Origin of the sequence: Photorhabdus kleinii, from assembly GCF_025384885.1 — a bacterium.
Lineage (GTDB): Bacteria > Pseudomonadota > Gammaproteobacteria > Enterobacterales > Enterobacteriaceae > Photorhabdus > Photorhabdus kayaii.
This window is the reverse complement of sequence record NZ_JAJAFY010000020.1, coordinates 58,909-80,390: the sequence shown is the minus strand read 5'-3', so window position 1 is coordinate 80,390 and position 21,482 is coordinate 58,909. Positions and strand designations below refer to the sequence as shown.

Here is a 21,482-nt window from a genome sequence, read left to right as displayed (position 1 = left end):
GTCATGGATCAGCTTAAAAATATTTCTCAGATAGAGCACTCACGACACCGTAGTCTACAGGGATTCATGTTGAATGTGTTAGGAGGGCTAATCGCTTATTGTTTCAAAGAGAACAAACCGTCACTGAATATCTCCCGCTCAGAAATGGACATATTAGTGACGGCTTAACCAGAACTCAGGTTAATTAGACAATACTTTCCAAAGGGAACTGATTTTAATGAAGTCTCTGATCAGGAAATAAATTTTGTGGTAAACAGATTAAATCATCGCCCCCGAAAAACACGGGGTGGGAAGACACCGAATGAATTATTTAAGGGTATACGAACATGTTTACTTCCAGATTAACGATGTTGCACTTATTATGTGAATCTACCGTTCACTTTGATTGTTCCATATGCTTTGAATGATGAGCCAGGAATAGGTATCATTGTACTTAATTCAGCGATAAGCTGGTATTGCCATAATTTTTTCTTCCTCTAATTGAATATTAATAACGAAGCTTCATTTCTACGAATCAAGTGAAATTTATATAGTCAATCAGTAAGACAACAACAGATTCGAATAGTTTCCAAGGCTACTAAATTTTTTAGTCGCCAATAGCGACACAATTATCCCTTATATAGTTGTTGTTCGCCATCTTCCATCCTTTCCTGTAACTCTCTCTAGTTGATGTTCCACACCAAATCCTTTGGCATTAGGACTTGAACGTCTAACGGCAATGTTCACTAATTTTCCCATATTCCCGGCAGTTAAACTGGTATCTCCAGCCAATTTCTTACCATTAATTTTCTGGTTACTCAGTACTGTACTTTTGCTAGTTTCACAGTTTCCGATAATTCAAGGCTCTAAGAATTTCATCAGACAATGATTTCGATTTTACTGCTTGATGGAAGCCTTCTTCTGGATGAATCATAGAAACAAGTCTGGTTTTTATGACTGGCTTACCGTCAAAGTAAATAAACAGCTCTTTCCCTAAGTTTCTTGCTAAAAAAAGTTTGAACTGGTCACTACAATTCAGCCTTTTCTTAACTTTAATAAAAATGTTATTAGAGTTCACAGTTAAATCATCACCGATTTCTTCTACAGGAAGAGCTTGTTCTACGCAAGGTTTGGATATACCCGTCATCTTTCAAGTTGCCTCTTTGTTGGCTGCACTCGCTCACTCCGGTCACATAGTTCGCTATGCTCCCGGGGATTCACTCCCTTGCCGTCGCGATGCATCTTGAAATCCATAGGGTATAAATGAAATGTTTCATTACCTGCGATGTAATCAAGAGAAAGTGGTTGTTTCTGCGAAACACACCCGGTAAGACCAAGGATAATAGACAGTGTAAGAATTAATTTAGTCATTCAGTTTGCCCTCATTGTTGATATTAGTGTTCTTAATTATAGCTACCAAAAGAAGTTATTTTATGCAAGTTGTTTTTCTCTCTCTTGATGGTTTGATTAATTAAGAGCGGGTAAGTTTATTAAAGAGGTATGGTTATTAACTGCCTGTCCTAATAGGGCTATGTTATTTGCCATTTTTTGCCATAAAGAGTGAACCCGGGCAGTGCTCAGACAAAAGCATTACTTTAAATATTGTCTTTTTTATTGAAAATATTATTGGGGAGTGACTTGTACCATTCCCCAATAATATGACTATTTGATTCTATTTTTTACTATTGCTTTTCTTATTCTTATTCTTATTCTTTTTGTTTTTTTTGTTTTTTTTGTTTTTATCTTCACTTCTTTTTTTCTTTCCTTTTTTAATACGAGCTTGTATCTCTTCTTGAGATAATGGTGTTTCAGCTGGTGATATTCGTGGTGTAGTATCAAAAATGTTCATATCATCAAATCCAGGATGATTAATAAATGGAAAATATCCGGCAGGAACAGTCAGATTGTATTTATTAACTATATCTCTTAATTCTCTGTTGGTTGGTACTCTATCTAAAATAACCATTAATCGTGATATTGCTAATTCTAGTTTATCTAATGGTGAAATAGTGACTATAGTGACTTCATCTTCTCCACTCAAATGAGCATAATGATCCTTTTTACTTATTGAATAAAAAAATGAGTCGTCTGCCATTTCATTATATTTTTCATTATTCTTCCTGGTGTCTTGATAGCTGTCCAATCCTCTATAGTAAATTTGATTCAACTGAATAGCTAAAGCAGTCTTTCCTTTTGATAACAAACTGGCTTGTTCGGAACTGTATGCGTTATACTCTCTCACCTTTTCTTTATTTTTACTATCTGGTTCGGTTTTATTACTTCCAGTATGAGCTCTATGATTTTCATCGAGCTCTTGATAAGCATGTCCAAATGATTCTAGTACTTTACTTATGTCATCTTCTCCTCTGGGCGAATTATTGATAAGTATGCTATTCAATATTGTATGTTCAGAGGTTAAATAGGGTCTTTTCCCGTCTTTTTTTGCTTTGTTGTAATAGCGTGGAATTTCATTTTCATTACTAAATAAACGATCTGCTTCATTTTTCCTAAATCCATGTGCCCCAATATTATCTTTATGAAGTTTAAGAAAATCTTGGACGGTCATTTTTTGACTATTTACTGCCGCTGCACCAATTTCATTCATGATTTCTTCATTATCTAGCATATTTTCTTCATCGTGTTCAACAGTATTATCCGATTGAGATGAGCGTTTTTTTTGCTTTTCTTGTTTACTATATTTTTTGACCATAGTATCACCTATTAGTTTTTTTAGGAAATATATTAGTAATTTATGTTGGAAAAATCATTCATACCGCACGTTCTTCTGTCAATTGTTGGGTTGAGTAGTTTACATTATATATTTTCATCGCAGCAAAAATCGGGAAGGTAAAAAAATAAGTGTGGCACTATTATAAAACCTTATTTAATTATTCATTTCTGTTTTGTGAGGAAAATTTTAATACCTGTTTATTAATACTATTAATCATAATTTCTATACCCTTCATCTTTCAAGCTGCTGCTTTGTTGGCTGCTTTCACTCACCCCAGTCACATCGTTATCTATGCTCCTGGGGATTCATTCATTTGCCGCCGCGCTGCAACTCGCAATCTATTAGGTATATAATGATTAAAAAATGGTTTTAAATTCCGATCAATTTTTCAGAATCCTCTTTTGAGATGGTAGATTCTCAATATAAGTCATCATTTCATCTAAGTAGCGCCCCATTTTTTTGCTATTTTTATTGTGAGTTTCCGCGTCATCACAAAGGCACAAGCAATTATCGAGTTGGTCAAGCGCCTTTTCTACGTTACCATGCCATAAATACCATTTTGTTTTTTCTCCCCGTCTTTTTTTAGCGGCAATCCCCTCAGCCTGACGCTCTCTGATGAGTGCCCGCTCAAACTGGCTGAATGCGGACATCATATGGAGTTGCAACTCTTGTAACGGGCTATTCTCAGTCGCAGAAAAATGAATGTTTTCCTTGATAAAAATAAGTGAAACACCTTGTTGCTTCAGTTGCAGTGTTAACTGGCACATATCCATCATATTCTGAATGAACAACCAGCGTATCTCCCTGCGCGAATAGAGCCAATAATTGTTGGAGTTTTGGACGATACGTATCTTTGCCGCTGGCTACCTCGGTAAAAACAGTTTTTATCTCATAACCGGCATCTTGAATGGCTATTTCTTGTCGGGCTGAATTTTGTTCTGCCGAGCTGACGCGTATGTAAGCATAAATCATGAAATAATCCATAAAGGTCATAAAGGTTTTTGTAATATTCTCTAAACCTTACTTTATCCTACCTTTAGAGACCATTTTGAAGTCGGGATCTTTCTTTACGTAAAAGTACACCTTTAGGGATCCCAAGTTTTTTAATAACCGATTGAGCCGGTGGCGATTAAATCTGGCGCGATTGAATTCATCGATAAGTTCTTGAATGTCGCCAAACGTGGTCTCGTCATCACTCTCAACCAGGGCTTCCAGGAGTTTAATTGTCGCTTCTGTTTCATCATATTGGGTGGTGTCAGGCATACCTTGCCCACTAATACAGAATGGCGTACTTTTATTTGAATTAGGTTCAATCGCTTCGATACGGATATCCAGTAACCCATGCCGGAAAAAATTATACTCATAGGTGAATTTATCACGGTTTTCGAATTGAAAAGAGGCCAGTGAAACCGCCCAGGGGTTATCATAAAAGTTGAGGCCACCTTCATAGCAGATACCATAATCTTTGCCGTGGATATGAAAAGTATGGAGATGATCATTATCCCAGCCAAAAGCAAATTGCAGCAGAAAATGAAAAGCGCCTAATGACATATCACTTTGTATTCGAAAACGTCGCCAGATCATGGGGCTGATATTTCGAATAGCAGCTTTGACCTGATATACAGGCATAATTGTCCTTTCCTCATGATGGAAGTGAAAACCTCCATATTAAGTGATGAAAGGAATACCTCACAGTATTTCATGGTCTCGTTACAGGTCAGTTGAGCCTATTACCCCGAGTCTCTTCTGGAAAAATACCTCAGTTTATGTCTCAGTTGCTTGATATGTCTAAAAGCTTTGTGCTGCCAGTAAGAAGGGAAAGGCATTACCTACGGGCAGTGAAAAAAAAGCCGCAACGATATCCGTTACGGCATTCATAATTATCTTAACTGACAAGCATTACCCATTTATCCCCGCTTATTTCGCCAGAAATAACGGTCGCTTGCGCCGCCAGCCTCAGTGCATCTTTAATCTGTTCGGCGTTGAGCAAAGGTGATGACAATATTTTCTCACCTCGTCTTTTGCAGGGCAACCTAATATTAAAAAGAACCTTACCGACATTGATATTTATCATCATCGCATTACACCTTGGACATATAGGGTCAGGAGTAAAATAAGTTACGAAGTTGAATGTTCGCAAACTACAATTTCATAATAAAAGCTAGAATATAATACGCTGGTAGGCTATTTATAGTATGACCATGCACTCCCTGAGTGGCAGTGTTGGTATGTGTATGCTTTTCAGCCGGGTTACCATAAGCATCGATAAGCTCTCTTCTGTCTATAGTTTTGTCTTCATTTGCGACAGAAAATACGGTGCGACCCCCCACCCCACTATCTTTATTCCATGTATACTGCACATTGTGTGTATGGGGGGGGATATGTTTTGCTTCTAAAGCCGTTCCAGAAATAATGACACTTATTTTTCCAGCAGAAACGAAATTCGTATTAACAGTGTAAGTTTTATTACTCCCACTCCCTGTTAAACTTTGCCCACCTGTTTTACCCACCTCATTGCCTTTACCTCCAATAATGAAGCGATCAATCAAGTTAGGAGTTCCATAACTACCATCGCATAATGCCCAGCCTGAAGGGATACTGGTACCAGAAAACATCATAACCATGCCTTTCTGGAAGGTTTGTTCAGGCACTATCTTCAAACCATTCGTCTCATCCGCACTCAAACCACTATTATCGGCAAGCTTGATACTCACGCCTCGCGTATTAATTTGAATGCCATTACCAGAAATAACCTGCACGCCATCTTTATCAACCGACACCCCTTTATTTTTATTTACTTTGACCCAAATCCCTAAGTTATCGTGCTCAAGCCCCCAGTCAGGATAAAGTTTTACGCCAATACCGGAACCACTTACTTGCACGCCCTTAGTTTCATCGATCTTGACAGCAACACCATCCTGGTCAACACTAATCCCCTTTCCTTCCTTGGGTTTTAATTCCAGACGCCCCGTAGTTGAGAGTGTAAAACCATTTGCCGGACCCGTTTGGCCTTCTGCGCCCCCCACAGCCTGAAGGCCAATATTGGCCATATCAATCAAATTCGCAAAATCCGTCTGTAGTGGAATGCTGCCCGCCTTAAAGCGTTCTTTCAGCTCATTGGCTTGAGTTAAGGCGTTACTTTGTGGCCCGCTGTCACTTTTCGTGTCCGTTGTTTTTGGTAATTCTGCCGGGTTATTCATCGTGTTTTCTGCCTTTTTCTGAGGGGTTTTATCAGTCATTTTTCTCTCCGGATTAGTCGTTATGTTCAAGGGTGGTTGGAACGTCTTGCGGGACGTAAAACAGCTCTTCTCTCAGGATGACATCGGTGTTCCACTGACTGCCATCACTACCTACGACCTCAGTGCGCTGTGCCTCGGTGGCAATGCACATCAGACCTATGTCCAATTGAGTGACAGGCAGGTGGTCTAATGTCAACATCTGCATAGGGTTGTAAGCCGGACAATGGCATTCGTTAAGATCTTGCCGGCGCATCAAAAGAGTTCCATCGTGTTCGGGGTTTCATCGATTTTCGTGGATAGTGTCGTCCTGGTCTCACCCGTTGGGTCATCTTTGTTATATACTTGTGAAGTAGGTAATAAAATGATTTAAAATGCTTTTTTAACCTACTTTGAATGATCAGAGGGAGGTGTTTGACAATAAAAAATAAACAGTTTTTAAAGTTCAGTTTCCGTTCATTATCCCTATTATCCTTGTCATTGATACCCTTGCCCTCATCGTCTTTGTGATAACAATCATTTCCTAATATTCTTGCCAGGTTAAGTAATAAAATATGTGCCTGAAGTTCTTGGTTGACCCCTTTTTCATTATGTGAATGGAAATCTTCAACACATAATATTGATTTGGATAATTTATATAATTATTCTATTTCCCATCGCTGATTATATAAATCACCGAAGTCTTCGACTTTAAAATGGTCTTGATGGGTTAAAGATTCAACATCTTCATGAAAATACTTTATTAGCCGTAACGTTATAGCAGGGAATGCTGAAAGTAGTTTTCTTTTTCTAAGGTCTGATTTTACCGCCTCAGAGGGAACATAAGTCACAATCGCATCATCGTAATGACTGTCAGAAAATTCTCTAACCACTTTATTTCTATTACCTTCCTGTATTCTGAATATCATTTAAACCCTATTTTATCACATCGTTGTTTCCTTAACCGAATACCATTGGTAAGCCGGAACCGCCGAAATTTCCGTCACCTTAAGTTTACTCTTGTTTTTTCAGCATTAATCCAAATAATGGATTCTCAATGACCGAAATAACAGTAATATTGGTCTGATCTGATATCGGTAAAAAATCAATATTTATTAACTCATCAAGTCGTGAGGGTGCTAAATAGGTCCCGTCAATATCATTGGCATATATCGCCATGCCAAACTCATTTTCATCCATCGTCGCAAATCGGTTGCTATGCGTATTACGGGTTCTATTAAATAATATATAACCTACCACATCCGGATCTTTTTCAATGAGTCCCAATGTATCAAGTTCTTGCCGGATTTTTTTTAGCTGTTGATTCCTCATGACCAATTCTCGTTAGCTATTATTTTCTGTTCTGCTGCGGGTCAGTGTCCGATAAACCTTGGGTCTTGATACTGAAAAAAGCTCGGTCAAATTACTGATCGAATACTCTCCCGTCCTGTGCATCCTGCACAATTCTTTCTGTTGCTTGTTAGACAATTTAGGCTGTTTTCCCCGTAGTTTTCCTTTCGCACGGGCTATCGCCATGCCTTCTTTCGTTCTCAGGCGTATCAAATCACCTTCGAATTCCGCAAAGGTGGCCGCCACATTAAAAACCATTTTCCCCAGTGGGTCTGTCGGGTCATAAATACTCTGGCCCAGAGCCAATTTGATGCCTCTCGCCTGTAATGAATCTGCAATGTCACGCGCATCCGGTACAGAACGTGCCAGTCGATCCAATTTTGTGACAACCAGCGTATCACCGTGTCGCACTGCGGCTAGTGCCTGATCCAATCCATATCTGCTTTTTTCCAACCTGCTGGTAACAGTTTGTTTTTCACTCAGGCACATGCCGTTAAACTGCCGATGCAGGTCAGCGATGGAGGTACAGTTTCCTTTGCTCAGTGCAGCAATCAAACTGAGAACCAGAGACGGTGGCCCAATATTCCAGAGCTGCTCCATAAAGCCACATCGGCGGGCGGTTTTTTCAAGAAAAACGTCACTGAAGAATGGCATTAACTAAGGTTTTGTGGAGATAATTGTCATCGGCTTTATTCTCTGCTCTCGGTATTTTGTTTGGCGACAATTATCAGATCATAAATAAAGCCTTTTTTCTGGCTAAAATAACCGGTTGGCGCTAAAGATCCTGTTTTATGAGCAGGGCGAGAGCATGAGTATGCATTTATCATTCATTTTGACCAAGCCTTGAACAGATAAGGCCAATTAATGCCCAATAAAGTTTATTAATCAATCAATTTCAGTGTGTTTATTAATCATTTAGTGGTTAATAAATGTTCGTGATCTTGCCCTGGTTTTATGAGGCGTCGATTATTTTCTTCAATTGTCTCTAGAAATTTCGAGGTTGCACTACGAGTGTCACCGATATAATCCGCACTGATTATTCCAGCATGACGGAGCTCCTTAACCGCCTCGGCCAAAACGGTAGTATTTCTGAATAGATAACTTTTTACCCCTAAAGTCAATTGCCCACGTCCAATAGAAGCCACTGGCATGTTCGTCTGAATAACATTAAGTTTATTTTCATGCTGAGGTTCTAGTTCTTTATCACGATTAAGCAAGAAATTGGTTGTAGCCCTTGCGTTCGCTTGATTAGCCCACCCTCCTGGTTTAACTTGATCGTTGTAGACCCAATATAATTCTGATTCAGTTCGGCTATAACCATGCACCATAATCCCGATGTTTTTTCCTTTACTCAATAAATCAACCGTTGCTTTGCCTAAAAGATTTTTATCACTGGATATATCACCCTTCTTAATAATATTAGCATGGTGACCGTTGAGTATTTTCTCCAAAAATATATCTGAATCTGGCTTTCCAGAAGTGGTGTTATTTTCCTTTTTCTCTCCTTTAAATACAAATTTGATGAGATAAAAATTATTGGTATCTTTTGCTGCATGATTCAATAATTCCTTAACATCATCTTCGGCATTGCCGGCCGCAATACTGGGGCCATGGAAAAAGCTAAATGAGTCTGGTTTATTTTTGTTCCGCGCTACGCGAATATCGAAGTATCTCGCCCCCGCTTCTGCCTGCTTTTTCAAATTCTTATTTTGGGTTTTAAATGCAAAGGGGAATACCGCCCCTAAACTACTGGCTGTTCCATTTATTTCTCTGCTGTAGGCATAGGTCCCTGCATCATGGCTACCCAGCATAGCTATCTGATATAGCTGAGTGTCAGCAGGTAATTTATTATGATTTACGGAAGTACTCTTATTCGAATTGGTTTCTTCCGTGATATGGTTAGCTTCCTTGTTTCTTGGCGCTGTATTGGGTTCTAATTCTAATGAACTGCTTTCATTATTAGTCGTATTCTTTGACTGTAATGGGGATGTTTTTTGCTTTGTTTTTCTTTTATATTTATGTTCCATATTATTACCTACCTATTAGTTTGAAGTAAGAAATATATTTCAGATAAACAGTATGGTTATGGATTATCTCTAATGAAATAATTTTATTATACATCATAATTCTATATATTTTAACTTGTTGATTTGGCATTGGAAATACTTTAATTAATTGCTTTAAATATGTTTCCAAGATCCCTAATAGTGATTTTTCATTTTGGTTTAATAAATAAAAATCTTAAATCTCAATTAATTGATCGTAATTTTCTTCAGATATAATAATTCCTATGCCATTTATTTCAATAATTGCACTTTGATTGTTTTTCCACTCTGAAACATTATCTTTTATTTTCTGTGAATAAGTTGAGCTGGTCATACCAGAAACTTCAAGAATAACGTTTTTGTTTTCCTGGTCATCATTGTTTTCTGTAGTGAATTGGGTTGCCAGATTGACTTTAATAAGGGCAAGACGCACATCTTCGGTGCCACCTAAATCAGCATACAATTTATCTGCCAGTGCCTGGTTTATTTGTGCACTGTCCAAACTTGATTTTTGATCTACAGAAGCGGATATTTGGTTGATTGGTATTACACTGTTTTCAATATCTTTAAGCTTCATCTTCATCGGTACAGTAATGGAATATAATAATGAGAGTTGTGGACGATTACCCAGAGCCTGCCAAAAATTACCCAGGCTGTTTAAATTCTCCTGTTGTGGAATAACGCGCGTATAGGCACCGGGAATACCAGTTAATTGGCGATTATTTATTAATGCATTCAAAACCCGTGTCATCACTTGTGCCGCCTGATTATCCGGTTGGCTATCTGGGCTGGAGCTGTCACTTGAGGGTTTATTAGCATCCCAGTAGGTGATTAAATAGTTACAATTGATATTAACCCATCCTGGTAATAATATGCTGGTTGCAGGATTATAACGCCTTGGTTCAGCAGTACGTAATTGTAGATCTTCGTGTATATCATACAGAAATACACTCACCGTCGGTTCCGATTGGGTTGAATTAATTTCCGGTAGATCAAAGCGAATATCAATTTGTGAACCTGGTATCTGTAAATATTGCGATAAAATGGCATTTAATGCTTTATTCACTTCAATAATGATATTGTCAGAAGCAATTATAGTTGTCATGTTGACTCCAATCCCACTGAGTATTTAGAAAGCCAATCGGCCGGTTTTATTTAATTCAAGTATCACTGCTCGCTCTATGTGCCTATTTGCGATTTGTCCATTGTTATCATCCGCGGCTAATATCGATGATAATAAGGCAATATTTCTAATGTTTGCTCCGGTTAAATCAGACCGTTTAGCCAGATGTTCAAAATCAATTTCATTGGATAATATCAGTTGTTCGGGCCAAATTTTTTGCCACATTTTTTCACGTAATGCTTCATCGGGATAAGTAAAACGGGTGATAAAGGTAAAACGGCGATTAAACGCGCTGTCCAAATGGCTGCGGTTATTGGTGGCTAAAATGACTAATCCTGGATAATCCTCCAGCCGTTGTAATAAATAAGAAACTTCAATATTAGCGTGTCTGTCTTGGGCATCTTTGGTTTCACTGCGTTTGCCAAATAGGGCATCGGCTTCGTCGAAAAATAGTACCCCGGAATCCGCCTCGGCTAAATCGAAAATGCGTGAGATATTTTTTTCCGTTTCGCCAATATATTTGTTCACTACGATTGAGAGATCTACTTTAATTAAATCGACGCCAAGATACCCGGTAATCACTTCTGCGGCCATTGTTTTGCCGGTACCTGATTCACCGTAAAATAATGCACTAATACCGGTGCCGTAGCTGATTTTTTCCTGAAATCCAGCGCTTAGAATTTGGTCACGGTAATGAATGGCCGCAATGATTTCTTTTAACTGTTGTGCCAATGTATCTGAAATCACTAAATCATTAAAATTGCGTTTTGGGGTGATTCGTTGGGCTAATTTACCGAAATTCTGTTGAGCACGGAAACTTAATGCTTTACGTAGATCGGTTTCTTCCAATTGACCTTCCGGTTGTCGGAGTATTTGGTATTGATATGCTTCTTTAAGAATGAACGGTAATGTTTCTGCTGTAAATGAAAAACGTTGACATAATTGAGTCATATTTATTTTCTGAGCAACAGTATTCGGTAAGTTCGCTTGTAACATGTTTTTTTTATCCGCCAGAGTAAGTGCTGGCATATTAATTTGTACCATCGGCAGGTGTTTAATCCATACTAATGAATCTTGTGGTTCTGCCAGGCAAATTATGCGTAATTTAGGCTGATTGAGTAGGGTGGATAATTCGTTATGCCATGTTTTCTTTTCTTGTATCAATAAAGAGAAGTTGCTGATTAATAAACAGGCATCGTGTAGACGGGCTTCCCGTATTGCATTTGCCAGCAAGTTAGCTATTTCAGTTGGGTTTTCATCATCTGGCAGACGGGCTAAATCAAGAGTTAACGTATTGATATCATGAGAAGCCATAATATTGCTTACTGCTAATTCTCTGGCACTGTCCTGTTTTCCTCTAAGTATTACCAGTGGAAGAATCTCGTCGGTTTTATTCAATAAGATTTTTCCAAGTGAATGAAAAACAGTTTGTGGATACCAATTTTGTGAGACAGGGATACTCCAATAAGCGCAGGTTGTTAGAGGAGGTAAAATAACCCGCTGGCCTGATAAAAAATGCCAGACAGCACTGTGGGTTAAAAATTGCGTTTGTAACCAGACAGATTCTTGGTGGTTATTGAGCTGTAATAGGTGGCTGCTAATTAATGGTGTTTGTGGTAACAAGCTGTTTTGCAGTAATTGCCAATCACTTTGACGCTGGCTAAATAATTCAATTGCTAAAGCAAAACTAGGCCACTGTTTTTTACTGTTACCATTTAGAGCGGCAAATAACGCATGATAACGACTGTCAAAATGGGGTAATAAACCTAACAGTAAAGCATTACGTTCAAATTCAGTCAGTTCAAAACGTTCGATTAAGAGTGATAATGGATCAAAGGTAGGGTTTTCCTCGGTTGTTTCTGAGCAGTGAATAATATTATCTGCTTTAGGTAGCCAATGAGGAACACCGAATGGTTCTGCCAGACGTTGTTCTACTTCATCTTCGGTAAGTAAAAAACTTTCCGGTAATGAATCGTACCTGTCACTTTTCTGGTAATAATAGTGCTGCAATCGCAGGTCAATACGTTCCAGATGAGAATAAAGCCAGCGTAATTCAGGGGTTATCGGTTGAAGTTCACCGTGGTTATTTGTCAGTAGGTAGTCCATATAAACCTTTTAAATGTTTTGCCAGTCAATCTTTAAAGGTCGATCCAGCCAGGGAAGTTTGGCGATATTTAATGGCCACAGCCAATCGGCCAATAATGCGTCGAATGGTTGTTGTTGTATTGTAATATTGATTTCCTGTTCATTGATTCGCAATTCACCCGGACGTTGTAAGAATAATTGGCGGACGTCATTGTGGCTTAATTTTTTCCAGGCAGGAAGTTGGGTGATAATAGCATCCAGCCATTGTGTGGTTATTAATTGTTTTTCTGGTTCAATAGAGATTGATTCACTATTTTCATCAGCCATTAACCCACATAGAACGTTATTCAACATTTTTCGTTCTGTTGGTGTTTCTTCGGTTTCCCAAATCAGGTAGTCAAGGAAATTGACGGCACTAAACTGGGCCTGACGATGGATAAATTTTTGTTCCTCAAGTAAACCAAGCTGATTAAATAGTGCTGGTAGCATCGGCCATAAAATTAATATTCCGGTGTTACTGACTTGATATAGGGTGGTTTTTTCAGGCAATAAAACGGATTTAGAATGTGACTTGTTGATAGTTCGAAGTTGGCTTCGGTTATTGACTCCTGTAACGGATATATCCGGTGCTGATTCTGAATTGGATCTATTTTTATCTGCTTTATTTGAAATAAAGTGTTCCGATAGATATTGGTATTCTTGAACTGATAGATGTTTTTTACAGAGTTGTGAAATAGGAATTGTTTGCCAGAGCTGTTTTAGCCACTTATTTAACGGGGAGTGGTGAGTTACAGCTTGACGAAATAATGTCATAATAGGTTCATCATGTTGTGAAATTTTATTTAGCTCGGTTGTGATATGAGATATCACTTTTGTATCAGGTTTGGGGATGTTCTGTGTATTATGCCGTTGTATATATCTCAATGCATTGAGTATCAGTTGCCCGGGTGAGACTGGTTCCTCCTGATATTGTGGTTCGTTGGTGTTTTCCGATAATCTGCGATTGATGGCGCTTAATAAAGCGGGTTGTCTGATAGCCAAGAGTCGTTTTAAACTCTGTTCGGACAAACAGCTTTTTGCTAATAATAACGCGGATTTGTTTTCTATTTGTGTTAATTGATTTATTAATTTTTTGATGTCGTTATTTCTATTATCTTCTATTGACTCCGTTAGGTTTAATGGGGAATGTTTCTGATATAAAGAGTGAATGAAATTCTCTGTATTAATTAAATTGTTATCGCCAGATATAGAAGGCTTATCGGTGATTTGATTTGATATTGTTTTATTTAGTAGAATTTCTTCCTTATGGTTGTTTATCTGATATTGGCTGAATGCTTTATTTAGTTCCATCTTGAGGCGAGCAGGAAACAGTGAATTAAAATCATGAAAATTTATTTCACCAAGATTGAGGGTTAATGTTTCTAAAGAGATATCATGATGAATGTTATATTCATTAAAGTATGAATTGAGTAATTTATTTATACTGGTTTGATTAAGCAGGGAGCCATGTAATACTTTTTTAGCTACCTGTTGATTATTAGCTTCAATAGTAATTGTAATCCGGTTTAACAGATTTGGCTCCGAATTCATATCAATATATCCTTGGTAATGAGTAAATAATAAATAATTTAAAACTGTATTTGTGAAATAGAATTAAAGTTTCATAATAAAGGCTAATAAATAATAGGGCGGAACTACATCAACGCTATGGCTATGTGAAGGGGATGAGGCTGTTGCTTGGTGATTATGTCCTTTCCCTTCGCCTGTTTTTGATGTGTATGCGTAACGAGGTGAAGTGGCTTTAGTCATTCCTACGGAGGAAGGGTTGTTGTTTATTACGTCTGTCGATGTCTCTGGACCGAAAGAGGTTTCATATTGCATTCCAACATTCATATAATAAGCCATTCCCCCAATGTGTTGATGACTAGGTATTTGTGATTCTGTTAACGTTGTATTTTGCACATTAACAGTGACAGAAACTTGAGTTGATGTTGTATTCTTGGAAAAATTTTTTCCATTACCACTCCCACTGGCTTTACTGCTGCTTTTTCCTGTCTCAGAAATAGTTTCACCACACATGACAAAACGACTTCTTAAATCTGGAACTGTAACTCCATTATAAGTTCCTCCATCACAAAATGCCCAACCTGTAGGGGAACTATTACCAGAGAACATCACAATCATTCCTCTGGGAAGTACTTTGTTAGGATCAATACTGACACCGCTTGAATTAACAGTGATACCGTTACCGGCTTTAACTTTTACACCATTTTTACTCAGGCTCAAACCACTTACACCGCTCCAGGCATTACTTGGATTTCCTCCCTCTAATTTCAAATAAAGACCAGTATTATCAGTTACCACAATACCGCCCCCGTCCCAACATTTAACAGCTATACCCTCTGAGTCAACGGAAATACTGCCATTATTCTTGGCCTTAACTTCTACTCCATTTCCACTAACAGTAATACCATTACCTTGACCAACACATATTCCGTTGTCTTTATTAATCAGACCACTACCAAGCTCTACGGATAAGATATCTTTTTCAAGTATTAATGGCGAAAAGTCTTGGCTAGCAAGCGTGCCCATTTTTAAATTAAGCGTACCATTATCATCCAGCTTCAATCCTACTCCTGGTCCATTTTGTTGCGGTGCTTGCCCGGTTGCTTTACGACCAACATCCGCAATATCAATCAAATCATTAAAATCCTTTTGTAAAGGAATACTGCCGTCTTTAAATTTATCTTTTAATTTATCAGTCTCAGGCCCAATACCTTTTGAGTTAGTTAATGTTTGTTGCTCTTGTGTTTTTACAGAATAACGAATTTCTTTCATGGCTAACTCCATAAACTATGTTTAATCTAAAATTGTGATTAGTAGATATTTTTGCTTATTCGTTCTCTTTCGGAACATAGAACAATTCATTCTGGATTATCTTTTTGGTATTCCACTCATCGTTGTTTTCACCGACAACTTCCTCTCTTTGGTGCGGTGTAGCAATTCGCATTGTTCCTATGCCTTGTAAAGCAGAAGGTAATGTACCTAATGTCAGGCTTTCCAGAATCGAATAGGCAGAATCACCCAAAGGTGCACCATTATTTTGCCAACGTTGATAAGTCATGCCGAAATTTGAAAATGCGTCCCGATCCATCCAGTGAATAATCATAGAAATATGGGCAGGAAACTCGGTAAGAATGGTTTCTTTAACCCATTCTTCTAGTTTATAGGGATCAACACCGGGCTTGTCGTTAATTAACTTACTGTTTACTACTACGCTGATAACAAATGAGAAACGATCGGTTTTTTCATAATCCTTACCTGAAAAATACCAACTGTATCGCCGGGCTTCTTCCGGAGCAGGGAACGTCAATGTCGAACTATTCTGACGTTCAATAATCAAGGTACCCTTGATGCGATCAAAGCTGACAACTTTTGCATACAACTTTTTTGATTCATCTGCATATTCCTGTGTAACTCCTGTTACCCCTAAATGTTTGGTCAGGGTAATTTCATCACCTACCGCAATCAGGGACGGGAAGGGGGTGTGTGCTGTGCGGGTCAGACGCCGCTGGTTGTCAGGCAATGGCTGGTCATTCAGGGATTGATCTCTATCGTAGGCCAGACGGTAGTTCATATCTTCCATCCAGACCACGCTGTTTTGCCAGAACAGTTTTTTTGCTTTGTCAGCGGCTATTATCCGTTCCAGATTGTATTCCAGTTGCGTACTATTACCCACGTCCAGCCAAAACCGATCTTCCTCGGCTTTGACTATCATCTGACCACGCACTGTAAATTGGGTGTTGCCCTGTTCGCCTTCACAGAGGATTAAATTGATCACTTGCCCCTGTCTCAGCTTGCCATTAATACTGGCTTGCTTAATCACCAGATAAGGCGGTTTGGTCTGGCTCTCTTTCTCTTCCTCTTCCTCTTTCTCTTCCTTATATACACAGTCCGGCGTCTGCTTTGTATCAAACTGGCTATTGGGCCTGATTGGCAGCAATGCCCGATGCTCCACCAGATAAAAAGGCAGTTTTCTCAGATCAGGCTTCGGTTTAAACAGCTCACCGCCTAACCCTATACGGGCAGCAATGCGCTTTTGCAGCGAAGAAACCTGATCAATTCGAATGTTGGCACGGTGATAAGTTAATGTCGGTTGTTGAGCCAGATAGCCCTGTTGCACAGTGAGAAAATCATCGATGGGGGTGGTAAAGGTACTTGGTGCCCGTTCAGTGCCAAAATAGCCGAGCAGGTAATTGACGATATCCAGTTCGTGATCTCTATCGAGGGCGATCTGTTTTAACAGTGCCTTTAATGCAGGGGCGTAATCCTGATGGGCTTCATCATTGACAGAACCCGGCTTAAACGGCCACTGATCACCCCAGACTTCATCTCCCTCGCGCTCAAAAGCCAACAATTTCGGCAGCATGGCAATTTGCTGGCAACCACAAGCCAGCATTTGTTCAAATGGCAACATAAACTGATGAAGTGACAACAGGCGTTGGTCATGTTCACTCTCAGACAAGGGTTGTTGTAACTCATAGCAAGCAGGCAACGTATCGCTGACGGGATAATAACTAGCTACATCGCGATGCCGACCGTAAGCCAATACCACAGGTTGATTCTGAATCAGGAGAGGATTGGGCAAACTGTCCCGAATTTGTTGTTCAGTAACCGTAACGCTGATCCCGCCTTTGACGATCACCCTGAGCGGGCCATCATGTTGTGCCAATTGATGGAGTGGATCTTGACCCCACAGGCGAGGGTAATAGCCTTTTTCAATTGACCACGACCAAGCATCCCCTTCAACCGACTTAATCAGTTTTGTATCAACACTTTCATCCAACTGAAGGCGATTGACATTCTGAATACCCTTAATCTCAAGCAGTTTATTAACCAGCCGGCTAAGATTGAGGGTGATCGGTTGCGTATAGTCACGGGCTGTCGGCAATTCAGGGATCCAGCCATGTTGCAACTGTGGCCCTTCAAAGATTTCATCATTGTACATTCCGGCATCTTGCAGTGTTTCAGTGCGGTAACGCTGTGCCTCAGGCATCAGATACTGCTCTGCTGTGCTATAGACGGCCGCAAAAATACCGGCGACATCCTGTACATCATCATCCAGTTCGATGTCCAGTAATAGCGGAAAATCAACCGGTTGTGACCAAGTAATCTGACTGACTGACTCCCCGATATTGCGGTTTTGGGTCAAAAAGTCTGTCAATTGCTGAGTAGCTGCGGTCAGGTTCTCCTGCGTACGGCGGGTGGGTTCCAGATAGAGACAGTAATTGCCTCTCAGCGTAAACTCTGTTGCACCTTTACTACTGACAAAGCTATATTCCCTCGTGGTTGCATCATACCAATAGGTATAGCGCTGTGTTTCTGGTTCACGTACCAGTTGTACGTTACGGAACAGAAAATCTTCTTTATCCTGTAAAGTAGTTTTCTTTTCACAGTCAATAGTTTTTTTGTCACAGTCGCTGCTATGCAGGTCCAGCAACGCTTTCCGATAATCATCGGTAGTGATTGGCCCACAAGTCAGCGTATTGTGGGGACCAAATTCTGCGGGAAAAATTCCGTCTTGCTGGTTCTGGTTATCTGGGGCAGGAGTCAGTAAATCTGCCAGGGGAAGGGTATGACGGTAAGCCAAATCTGACACACCGTAACTGAGTCCTTCCAGAAAGGTGATGCCGGGGTCGTGTTCCGCCGTGTCGCTCCACAGTTTTCCGGCCTGTTGCCCAACCACCTGATGGGCTTGTTCCAGCAAGGTATCAAAGTGAATATCGTCTTTCACTTTATGAAACAGTGCATCTTGATTATTCATCGTTATTTCCTCGGCATTGCAGCTTATTGTCTGCGTCCCAGACTAAAATCAGCACCTCATTATCTTTGGCTTCCACCGATACGGTGATATCACTGCCTTTAGCCTCATCCGCCCGACACAGCGTCAGACAGGTGACCCGCTCAACCAGAGGCTGTTGTTGAATGGTCGCCAGTAACTGGTAATAGTTAATGCTGTTATTCAACATAACGGGTCGCTGCTCATCGACGCTCCAGGGCATATACGCCTCACTGAGTTGCTGCCGTAGCTGGCGATAGCCAAAATCGTTGTTAACATCCGGTTTAAAAACCACCGTGTAATTAATGTTCACATCAACATATTGGGGATTGTTGATCTTAATCTCAGCCCAGGAAGAGGCTTTTTGCTGTAACCACTCGGCCATTTCTTGCAGACGTGCCGGGTTTAGTACCGGACGCAAAGGGTCATCGCTGTCGTTGTATCGGTTGGCAGGAATGATTGTCAGTTTCTGTTCCTCCAATGTCGGTACTCGGGTGAGTTCATCATTGCCTGGGTACTTAACATCAAAGATGCTGACATAACGCTCTTTTAACAGTGTCGCCATATTGTCCCAAGTTAAGGCTCGGTTACGGTGGGACAGGTGTTGAGCTCCCCGTTCAAAAAAAGCGCTGTCGGTTTCCGGTACACGTCCATTCCATGACGCCCAAGGCTGGCTGATTGAAGCCACGACAATGATGGGTTCAACCGGACGCTGAATAGTGCCTGCCGGTAATGGCGTTAAGAAATGGCTGTGACTGATGTTATCGGCATTCACCAATGTTGCTGTCAGGGCGTTATAGATCAGGCCGTATAACCAAGGGCTTTTTCCCCATGAGTCGTTATGTGTGGGGATAACCACGATTGCCTTTAACCAATAGCGTCCCGCTGGCATCTTTGTTGCCTGTTTGGAGGCGTCAGCGGGCAGAACAACCTGCCATGTGCCATCCTGATACAAATGTTTGGTTTCATCATTGACCCACGCATCCAATGCAGCCCATTGATTTTCTTGATTCAGGTAATACCAGGAAACTTTTTCGGGTTGCTGCGGTGATTTTAATTTCCAATATAGCGATAAGGTCTGTCCCGGCTCGACGTCAGTGATACCGAGGTATAACGCGGGGTTTGCTTCCAATGGCTCAATTTGGGGACTATAACCAAAGGGGGTGATGTGATACGTCTCGAACGAGTTTTCATCTACGGCCTTTTCTTGCACTTTGAGTTCGGTCACCGTGGGCAGTGCCTGGCTGTCTTTTCCCTGTAGCCGGAGTACTGGCTGGGTGAAAACAAGGTTATCCAGATCCTCTGGCGCACTGATTGCCGGCTCTTTATCCGAAAGCGTCAGGATGACTTCTTTTTCATCTCCCTCATCTCTATTTTTATCAACATGTAAAGTTAACCATTGGTTTCCACTGCTGATTTGAGCCACCAGATTTTGGCTATCAATATTTTTCTCAAAGGTAACAGTTATCTTTCTTGTTCCTTCTTCCATCGCCAACTGTGCGGAAGTGATCAACACACCGTCCAGCACAGATTTATCCTGATCCGTTTCACTGAATAACCGTATCCCATCAGATGGCAATGCTATCTGTGCCTGTAAATCCCAGGGGGTCGCGCTAACCCATTGCTGCTGTTCTTTATTCCGTAACCAGTACAAGTCACTGATATAACCACGGTTCGCCAGCAAATTGGCATCCAGCGCATATTGCAGGGCATTGCCTTGTTCATCTTGCTCCGCTTCAAATAAGGTGCCTTTAGTGAGCAGTTGCTCTGTGACGGTTGAATTCAGTTCCACCGACAAGGCAACCTGATCGGGTTGTGCCGGGCGGGGGGACAGCCCCAAAAGCGCCCGATAATAGAGATTGCGATGAGCCGCAGGTAAGGTATTCAATAAGGAGATTGGTGTTTCCAATAATCGTAATACCGCTAATAGAAAAGCTTGATGAGGTAATAATTCCCCATTGGCTTCGATTTCCCCTTGATATAATTCAGCCAGTTTCTCCGGCGTATTATTCGCCATAAAGAAAAAGTCATTCCAATGTTTATTGCCCTGATTGAAGGGAATGATTTTGGTGTACTCTTCAATATATTGGAGTAATTGCAAACTGGTTCGATTATATAATTTAAAACCGTTCGTCGGCATCAAGTCTGACAATGTATTATTTAACTCAGTTAATTCCATAATATCACCTGTGTGGCACAGAGATTCCTCTGTGAATAAAGGATTATTCACACTGTTTAATTTCGGTTTGTTTCAGCCAATGCCTTAATTCACGGTGGCAAAATTTTGTTGAGTGATAAAACTGCCTTTGCCCGATGAAGGCGTTGTAACATCCGGTTGCGGCGGGTTCACGGTATTATTGATGGCGGGTGATTGAGGCGTAAACATGGCTGTAAACTTCTGCCCCTTGATAATTAATGCCGCGCCACTGGTACATTGAAGGGCTTGCTGGCTGGCATCCAACGCACTGATGGTAATGGTGCCGGTTCCCGGTGTTGTATGCATTGCTGTGATATAGGTTGCAGAAACCCTGACTTGTTTCTCATCCCCCAGAATGCAGACTTTCTTGCCGTTTACCTGCGCATGTCCTTTACCGCTGATCTTACCCGGGCTGGAAACCGTCACCTGTCGATTTCCAAAGTTGGGATCAAACTGGAGTATGTCACCGTCTGTCACAATGGACTCACTCATACCACCTCCATTACCCGACCTTCACTCAGTGCCAGTGTTCCCTGAATTTGCTGATTGATATCGCTTCCCCGCAGGCGGTACATGACCTGCACTTGCAGGGTATTCTTGCTGTTTGGTGATTGAAGAACTTGGATATCCGTAATATCCGCCCGTGATTCATAACGCAATACGCTGTCATGGATACGGGATTCAATTTCAGCAAACAATTCGTTGCGGATATTTTCAAACATAAAATCATTTAATCCGCAGCCATAATTTTCGCGCATCAGGCGCTCCCCCGGCTCAGTGCTGAACAGAATGTGCAAACTCTGGCGCACATCTTCCGCCCCCTCAGCCATTTCCACCCCCTTTTCAAGGGAAAACGCGGGAGGGAACGCCCAACCACGACCATAGAGTTGTGTCAGTATTTGGTTTTCCATTGTTCAC

At 40.6% G+C, this 21,482-nt stretch carries 20 protein-coding genes and 2 pseudogenes; 2 read left to right on the top strand and 20 right to left on the bottom strand.

Annotated features, from left to right (window positions below; all coding sequences use genetic code 11):
* Together LG003_RS11540 and LG003_RS11535 are read left to right on the top strand one after the other, a co-directional pair.
* Positions 1–168, top strand: a pseudogene (locus LG003_RS11540) (IS982 family transposase); the annotation flags it as partial.
* Positions 169–180: 12 nt separating this feature from the next.
* Positions 181–345, top strand: a pseudogene (locus LG003_RS11535) (IS30 family transposase); the annotation flags it as partial.
* Positions 346–820: 475 nt separating this feature from the next.
* Here the strand turns inward: LG003_RS11535 and LG003_RS11530 are convergent.
* The 20 genes from LG003_RS11530 to LG003_RS11435 form a co-directional block, all read right to left on the bottom strand.
* Positions 821–1,126, bottom strand: coding sequence for a hypothetical protein (locus LG003_RS11530; protein ID WP_262980778.1), 306 nt, complete (start codon positions 1,124–1,126; stop codon positions 821–823).
* A gap of 525 nt (positions 1,127–1,651) precedes the next feature.
* On the bottom strand, positions 1,652–2,689 hold the full coding sequence (locus LG003_RS11525) for a hypothetical protein (protein ID WP_262980777.1): 1,038 nt from the start codon (positions 2,687–2,689) through the stop codon (positions 1,652–1,654).
* Positions 2,690–3,090: 401 nt separating this feature from the next.
* On the bottom strand, positions 3,091–3,477 hold the full coding sequence (locus LG003_RS11520; RefSeq protein WP_262980776.1) for a recombinase family protein: 387 nt from the start codon (positions 3,475–3,477) through the stop codon (positions 3,091–3,093).
* Positions 3,395–3,682, bottom strand: a complete 288-nt coding sequence (locus LG003_RS11515) for a recombinase family protein (RefSeq protein ID WP_262980775.1) — start codon at positions 3,680–3,682, stop codon at positions 3,395–3,397. The genes LG003_RS11520 and LG003_RS11515 overlap by 83 nt, the downstream gene beginning before the upstream one ends.
* Before the next feature lie 48 nt (positions 3,683–3,730).
* The gene (locus tag LG003_RS11510) at positions 3,731–4,339 is read right to left on the bottom strand and encodes a plasmid pRiA4b ORF-3 family protein (RefSeq protein WP_262980774.1); all 609 of its coding nucleotides are present in this window, start codon (positions 4,337–4,339) and stop codon (positions 3,731–3,733) included.
* A gap of 256 nt (positions 4,340–4,595) precedes the next feature.
* Positions 4,596–4,787 carry a hypothetical protein gene (locus tag LG003_RS11505; protein WP_262980773.1) on the bottom strand — a complete coding sequence of 64 codons (192 nt, stop codon included), beginning with the start codon at positions 4,785–4,787 and terminating at the stop codon, positions 4,596–4,598.
* A gap of 64 nt (positions 4,788–4,851) precedes the next feature.
* A complete protein-coding gene (locus LG003_RS11500; protein WP_262980772.1) occupies positions 4,852–5,949 on the bottom strand; it encodes a phage tail protein in 1,098 nt (365 codons plus the stop codon).
* A 13-nt stretch (positions 5,950–5,962) separates the two neighbouring features.
* The gene (locus tag LG003_RS11495; RefSeq protein WP_262980771.1) at positions 5,963–6,202 is read right to left on the bottom strand and encodes a hypothetical protein; all 240 of its coding nucleotides are present in this window, start codon (positions 6,200–6,202) and stop codon (positions 5,963–5,965) included.
* 385 nt (positions 6,203–6,587) lie between these two features.
* A complete protein-coding gene (locus LG003_RS11490) occupies positions 6,588–6,854 on the bottom strand; it encodes a hypothetical protein (RefSeq protein WP_262980770.1) in 267 nt (88 codons plus the stop codon).
* Positions 6,855–6,939: 85 nt separating this feature from the next.
* Positions 6,940–7,257 carry a hypothetical protein gene (locus tag LG003_RS11485; RefSeq protein WP_036848718.1) on the bottom strand — a complete coding sequence of 106 codons (318 nt, stop codon included), beginning with the start codon at positions 7,255–7,257 and terminating at the stop codon, positions 6,940–6,942.
* A 12-nt stretch (positions 7,258–7,269) separates the two neighbouring features.
* Positions 7,270–7,764 (bottom strand): recombinase family protein, encoded by a 495-nt coding sequence (locus LG003_RS11480; RefSeq protein ID WP_449301334.1) that lies wholly within the window; start codon positions 7,762–7,764, stop codon positions 7,270–7,272.
* A gap of 422 nt (positions 7,765–8,186) precedes the next feature.
* On the bottom strand, positions 8,187–9,302 hold the full coding sequence (locus tag LG003_RS11475; protein WP_262980768.1) for a hypothetical protein: 1,116 nt from the start codon (positions 9,300–9,302) through the stop codon (positions 8,187–8,189).
* 214 nt (positions 9,303–9,516) lie between these two features.
* Entirely contained in the window at positions 9,517–10,425 is a 909-nt protein-coding gene (locus tag LG003_RS11470) for a DUF4255 domain-containing protein (protein WP_262980767.1), read from the bottom strand.
* Positions 10,426–10,449: 24 nt separating this feature from the next.
* Entirely contained in the window at positions 10,450–12,549 is a 2,100-nt protein-coding gene (locus LG003_RS11465; protein ID WP_262980766.1) for an ATP-binding protein, read from the bottom strand.
* A gap of 9 nt (positions 12,550–12,558) precedes the next feature.
* Complete coding sequence (locus LG003_RS11460; RefSeq protein WP_262980765.1) at positions 12,559–14,118, bottom strand: contractile injection system tape measure protein; 1,560 nt, start codon at positions 14,116–14,118, stop codon at positions 12,559–12,561.
* 63 nt (positions 14,119–14,181) lie between these two features.
* On the bottom strand, positions 14,182–15,366 hold the full coding sequence (locus LG003_RS11455) for a phage tail protein (protein ID WP_262980764.1): 1,185 nt from the start codon (positions 15,364–15,366) through the stop codon (positions 14,182–14,184).
* 55 nt (positions 15,367–15,421) lie between these two features.
* On the bottom strand, positions 15,422–18,352 hold the full coding sequence (locus LG003_RS11450) for a hypothetical protein (RefSeq protein ID WP_262980763.1): 2,931 nt from the start codon (positions 18,350–18,352) through the stop codon (positions 15,422–15,424).
* Entirely contained in the window at positions 18,345–20,546 is a 2,202-nt protein-coding gene (locus LG003_RS11445) for a hypothetical protein (RefSeq protein ID WP_262980762.1), read from the bottom strand. The genes LG003_RS11450 and LG003_RS11445 overlap by 8 nt, the downstream gene beginning before the upstream one ends.
* Before the next feature lie 84 nt (positions 20,547–20,630).
* On the bottom strand, positions 20,631–21,056 hold the full coding sequence (locus LG003_RS11440) for a hypothetical protein (protein WP_036848751.1): 426 nt from the start codon (positions 21,054–21,056) through the stop codon (positions 20,631–20,633).
* Positions 21,053–21,475 (bottom strand): GPW/gp25 family protein, encoded by a 423-nt coding sequence (locus LG003_RS11435; RefSeq protein WP_036848754.1) that lies wholly within the window; start codon positions 21,473–21,475, stop codon positions 21,053–21,055. The genes LG003_RS11440 and LG003_RS11435 overlap by 4 nt, the downstream gene beginning before the upstream one ends.
* Between the last annotated feature and the right edge of the window lie 7 nt (positions 21,476–21,482).

What these genes read in the sequence shown, in the direction of transcription:
- LG003_RS11530 (WP_262980778.1), bottom strand. Translation starts at nt 1,126, where the DNA reads ATGACGGGTATATCCAAACCTTGCGTAGAACAAGCTCTTCCTGTAGAA.
- LG003_RS11525 (WP_262980777.1), bottom strand. Translation starts at nt 2,689, where the DNA reads ATGGTCAAAAAATATAGTAAACAAGAAAAGCAAAAAAAACGCTCATCT.
- LG003_RS11520 (WP_262980776.1), bottom strand. Translation starts at nt 3,477, where the DNA reads ATGTGCCAGTTAACACTGCAACTGAAGCAACAAGGTGTTTCACTTATT.
- LG003_RS11515 (WP_262980775.1), bottom strand. Translation starts at nt 3,682, where the DNA reads ATGATTTATGCTTACATACGCGTCAGCTCGGCAGAACAAAATTCAGCC.
- LG003_RS11510 (WP_262980774.1), bottom strand. Translation starts at nt 4,339, where the DNA reads ATGCCTGTATATCAGGTCAAAGCTGCTATTCGAAATATCAGCCCCATG.
- LG003_RS11505 (WP_262980773.1), bottom strand. Translation starts at nt 4,787, where the DNA reads ATGATGATAAATATCAATGTCGGTAAGGTTCTTTTTAATATTAGGTTG.
- LG003_RS11500 (WP_262980772.1), bottom strand. Translation starts at nt 5,949, where the DNA reads ATGACTGATAAAACCCCTCAGAAAAAGGCAGAAAACACGATGAATAAC.
- LG003_RS11495 (WP_262980771.1), bottom strand. Translation starts at nt 6,202, where the DNA reads ATGCGCCGGCAAGATCTTAACGAATGCCATTGTCCGGCTTACAACCCT.
- LG003_RS11490 (WP_262980770.1), bottom strand. Translation starts at nt 6,854, where the DNA reads ATGATATTCAGAATACAGGAAGGTAATAGAAATAAAGTGGTTAGAGAA.
- LG003_RS11485 (WP_036848718.1), bottom strand. Translation starts at nt 7,257, where the DNA reads ATGAGGAATCAACAGCTAAAAAAAATCCGGCAAGAACTTGATACATTG.
- LG003_RS11480 (WP_449301334.1), bottom strand. Translation starts at nt 7,764, where the DNA reads ATGTGCCTGAGTGAAAAACAAACTGTTACCAGCAGGTTGGAAAAAAGC.
- LG003_RS11475 (WP_262980768.1), bottom strand. Translation starts at nt 9,302, where the DNA reads ATGGAACATAAATATAAAAGAAAAACAAAGCAAAAAACATCCCCATTA.
- LG003_RS11470 (WP_262980767.1), bottom strand. Translation starts at nt 10,425, where the DNA reads ATGACAACTATAATTGCTTCTGACAATATCATTATTGAAGTGAATAAA.
- LG003_RS11465 (WP_262980766.1), bottom strand. Translation starts at nt 12,549, where the DNA reads ATGGACTACCTACTGACAAATAACCACGGTGAACTTCAACCGATAACC.
- LG003_RS11460 (WP_262980765.1), bottom strand. Translation starts at nt 14,118, where the DNA reads ATGAATTCGGAGCCAAATCTGTTAAACCGGATTACAATTACTATTGAA.
- LG003_RS11455 (WP_262980764.1), bottom strand. Translation starts at nt 15,366, where the DNA reads ATGAAAGAAATTCGTTATTCTGTAAAAACACAAGAGCAACAAACATTA.
- LG003_RS11450 (WP_262980763.1), bottom strand. Translation starts at nt 18,352, where the DNA reads ATGAATAATCAAGATGCACTGTTTCATAAAGTGAAAGACGATATTCAC.
- LG003_RS11445 (WP_262980762.1), bottom strand. Translation starts at nt 20,546, where the DNA reads ATGGAATTAACTGAGTTAAATAATACATTGTCAGACTTGATGCCGACG.
- LG003_RS11440 (WP_036848751.1), bottom strand. Translation starts at nt 21,056, where the DNA reads ATGAGTGAGTCCATTGTGACAGACGGTGACATACTCCAGTTTGATCCC.
- LG003_RS11435 (WP_036848754.1), bottom strand. Translation starts at nt 21,475, where the DNA reads ATGGAAAACCAAATACTGACACAACTCTATGGTCGTGGTTGGGCGTTC.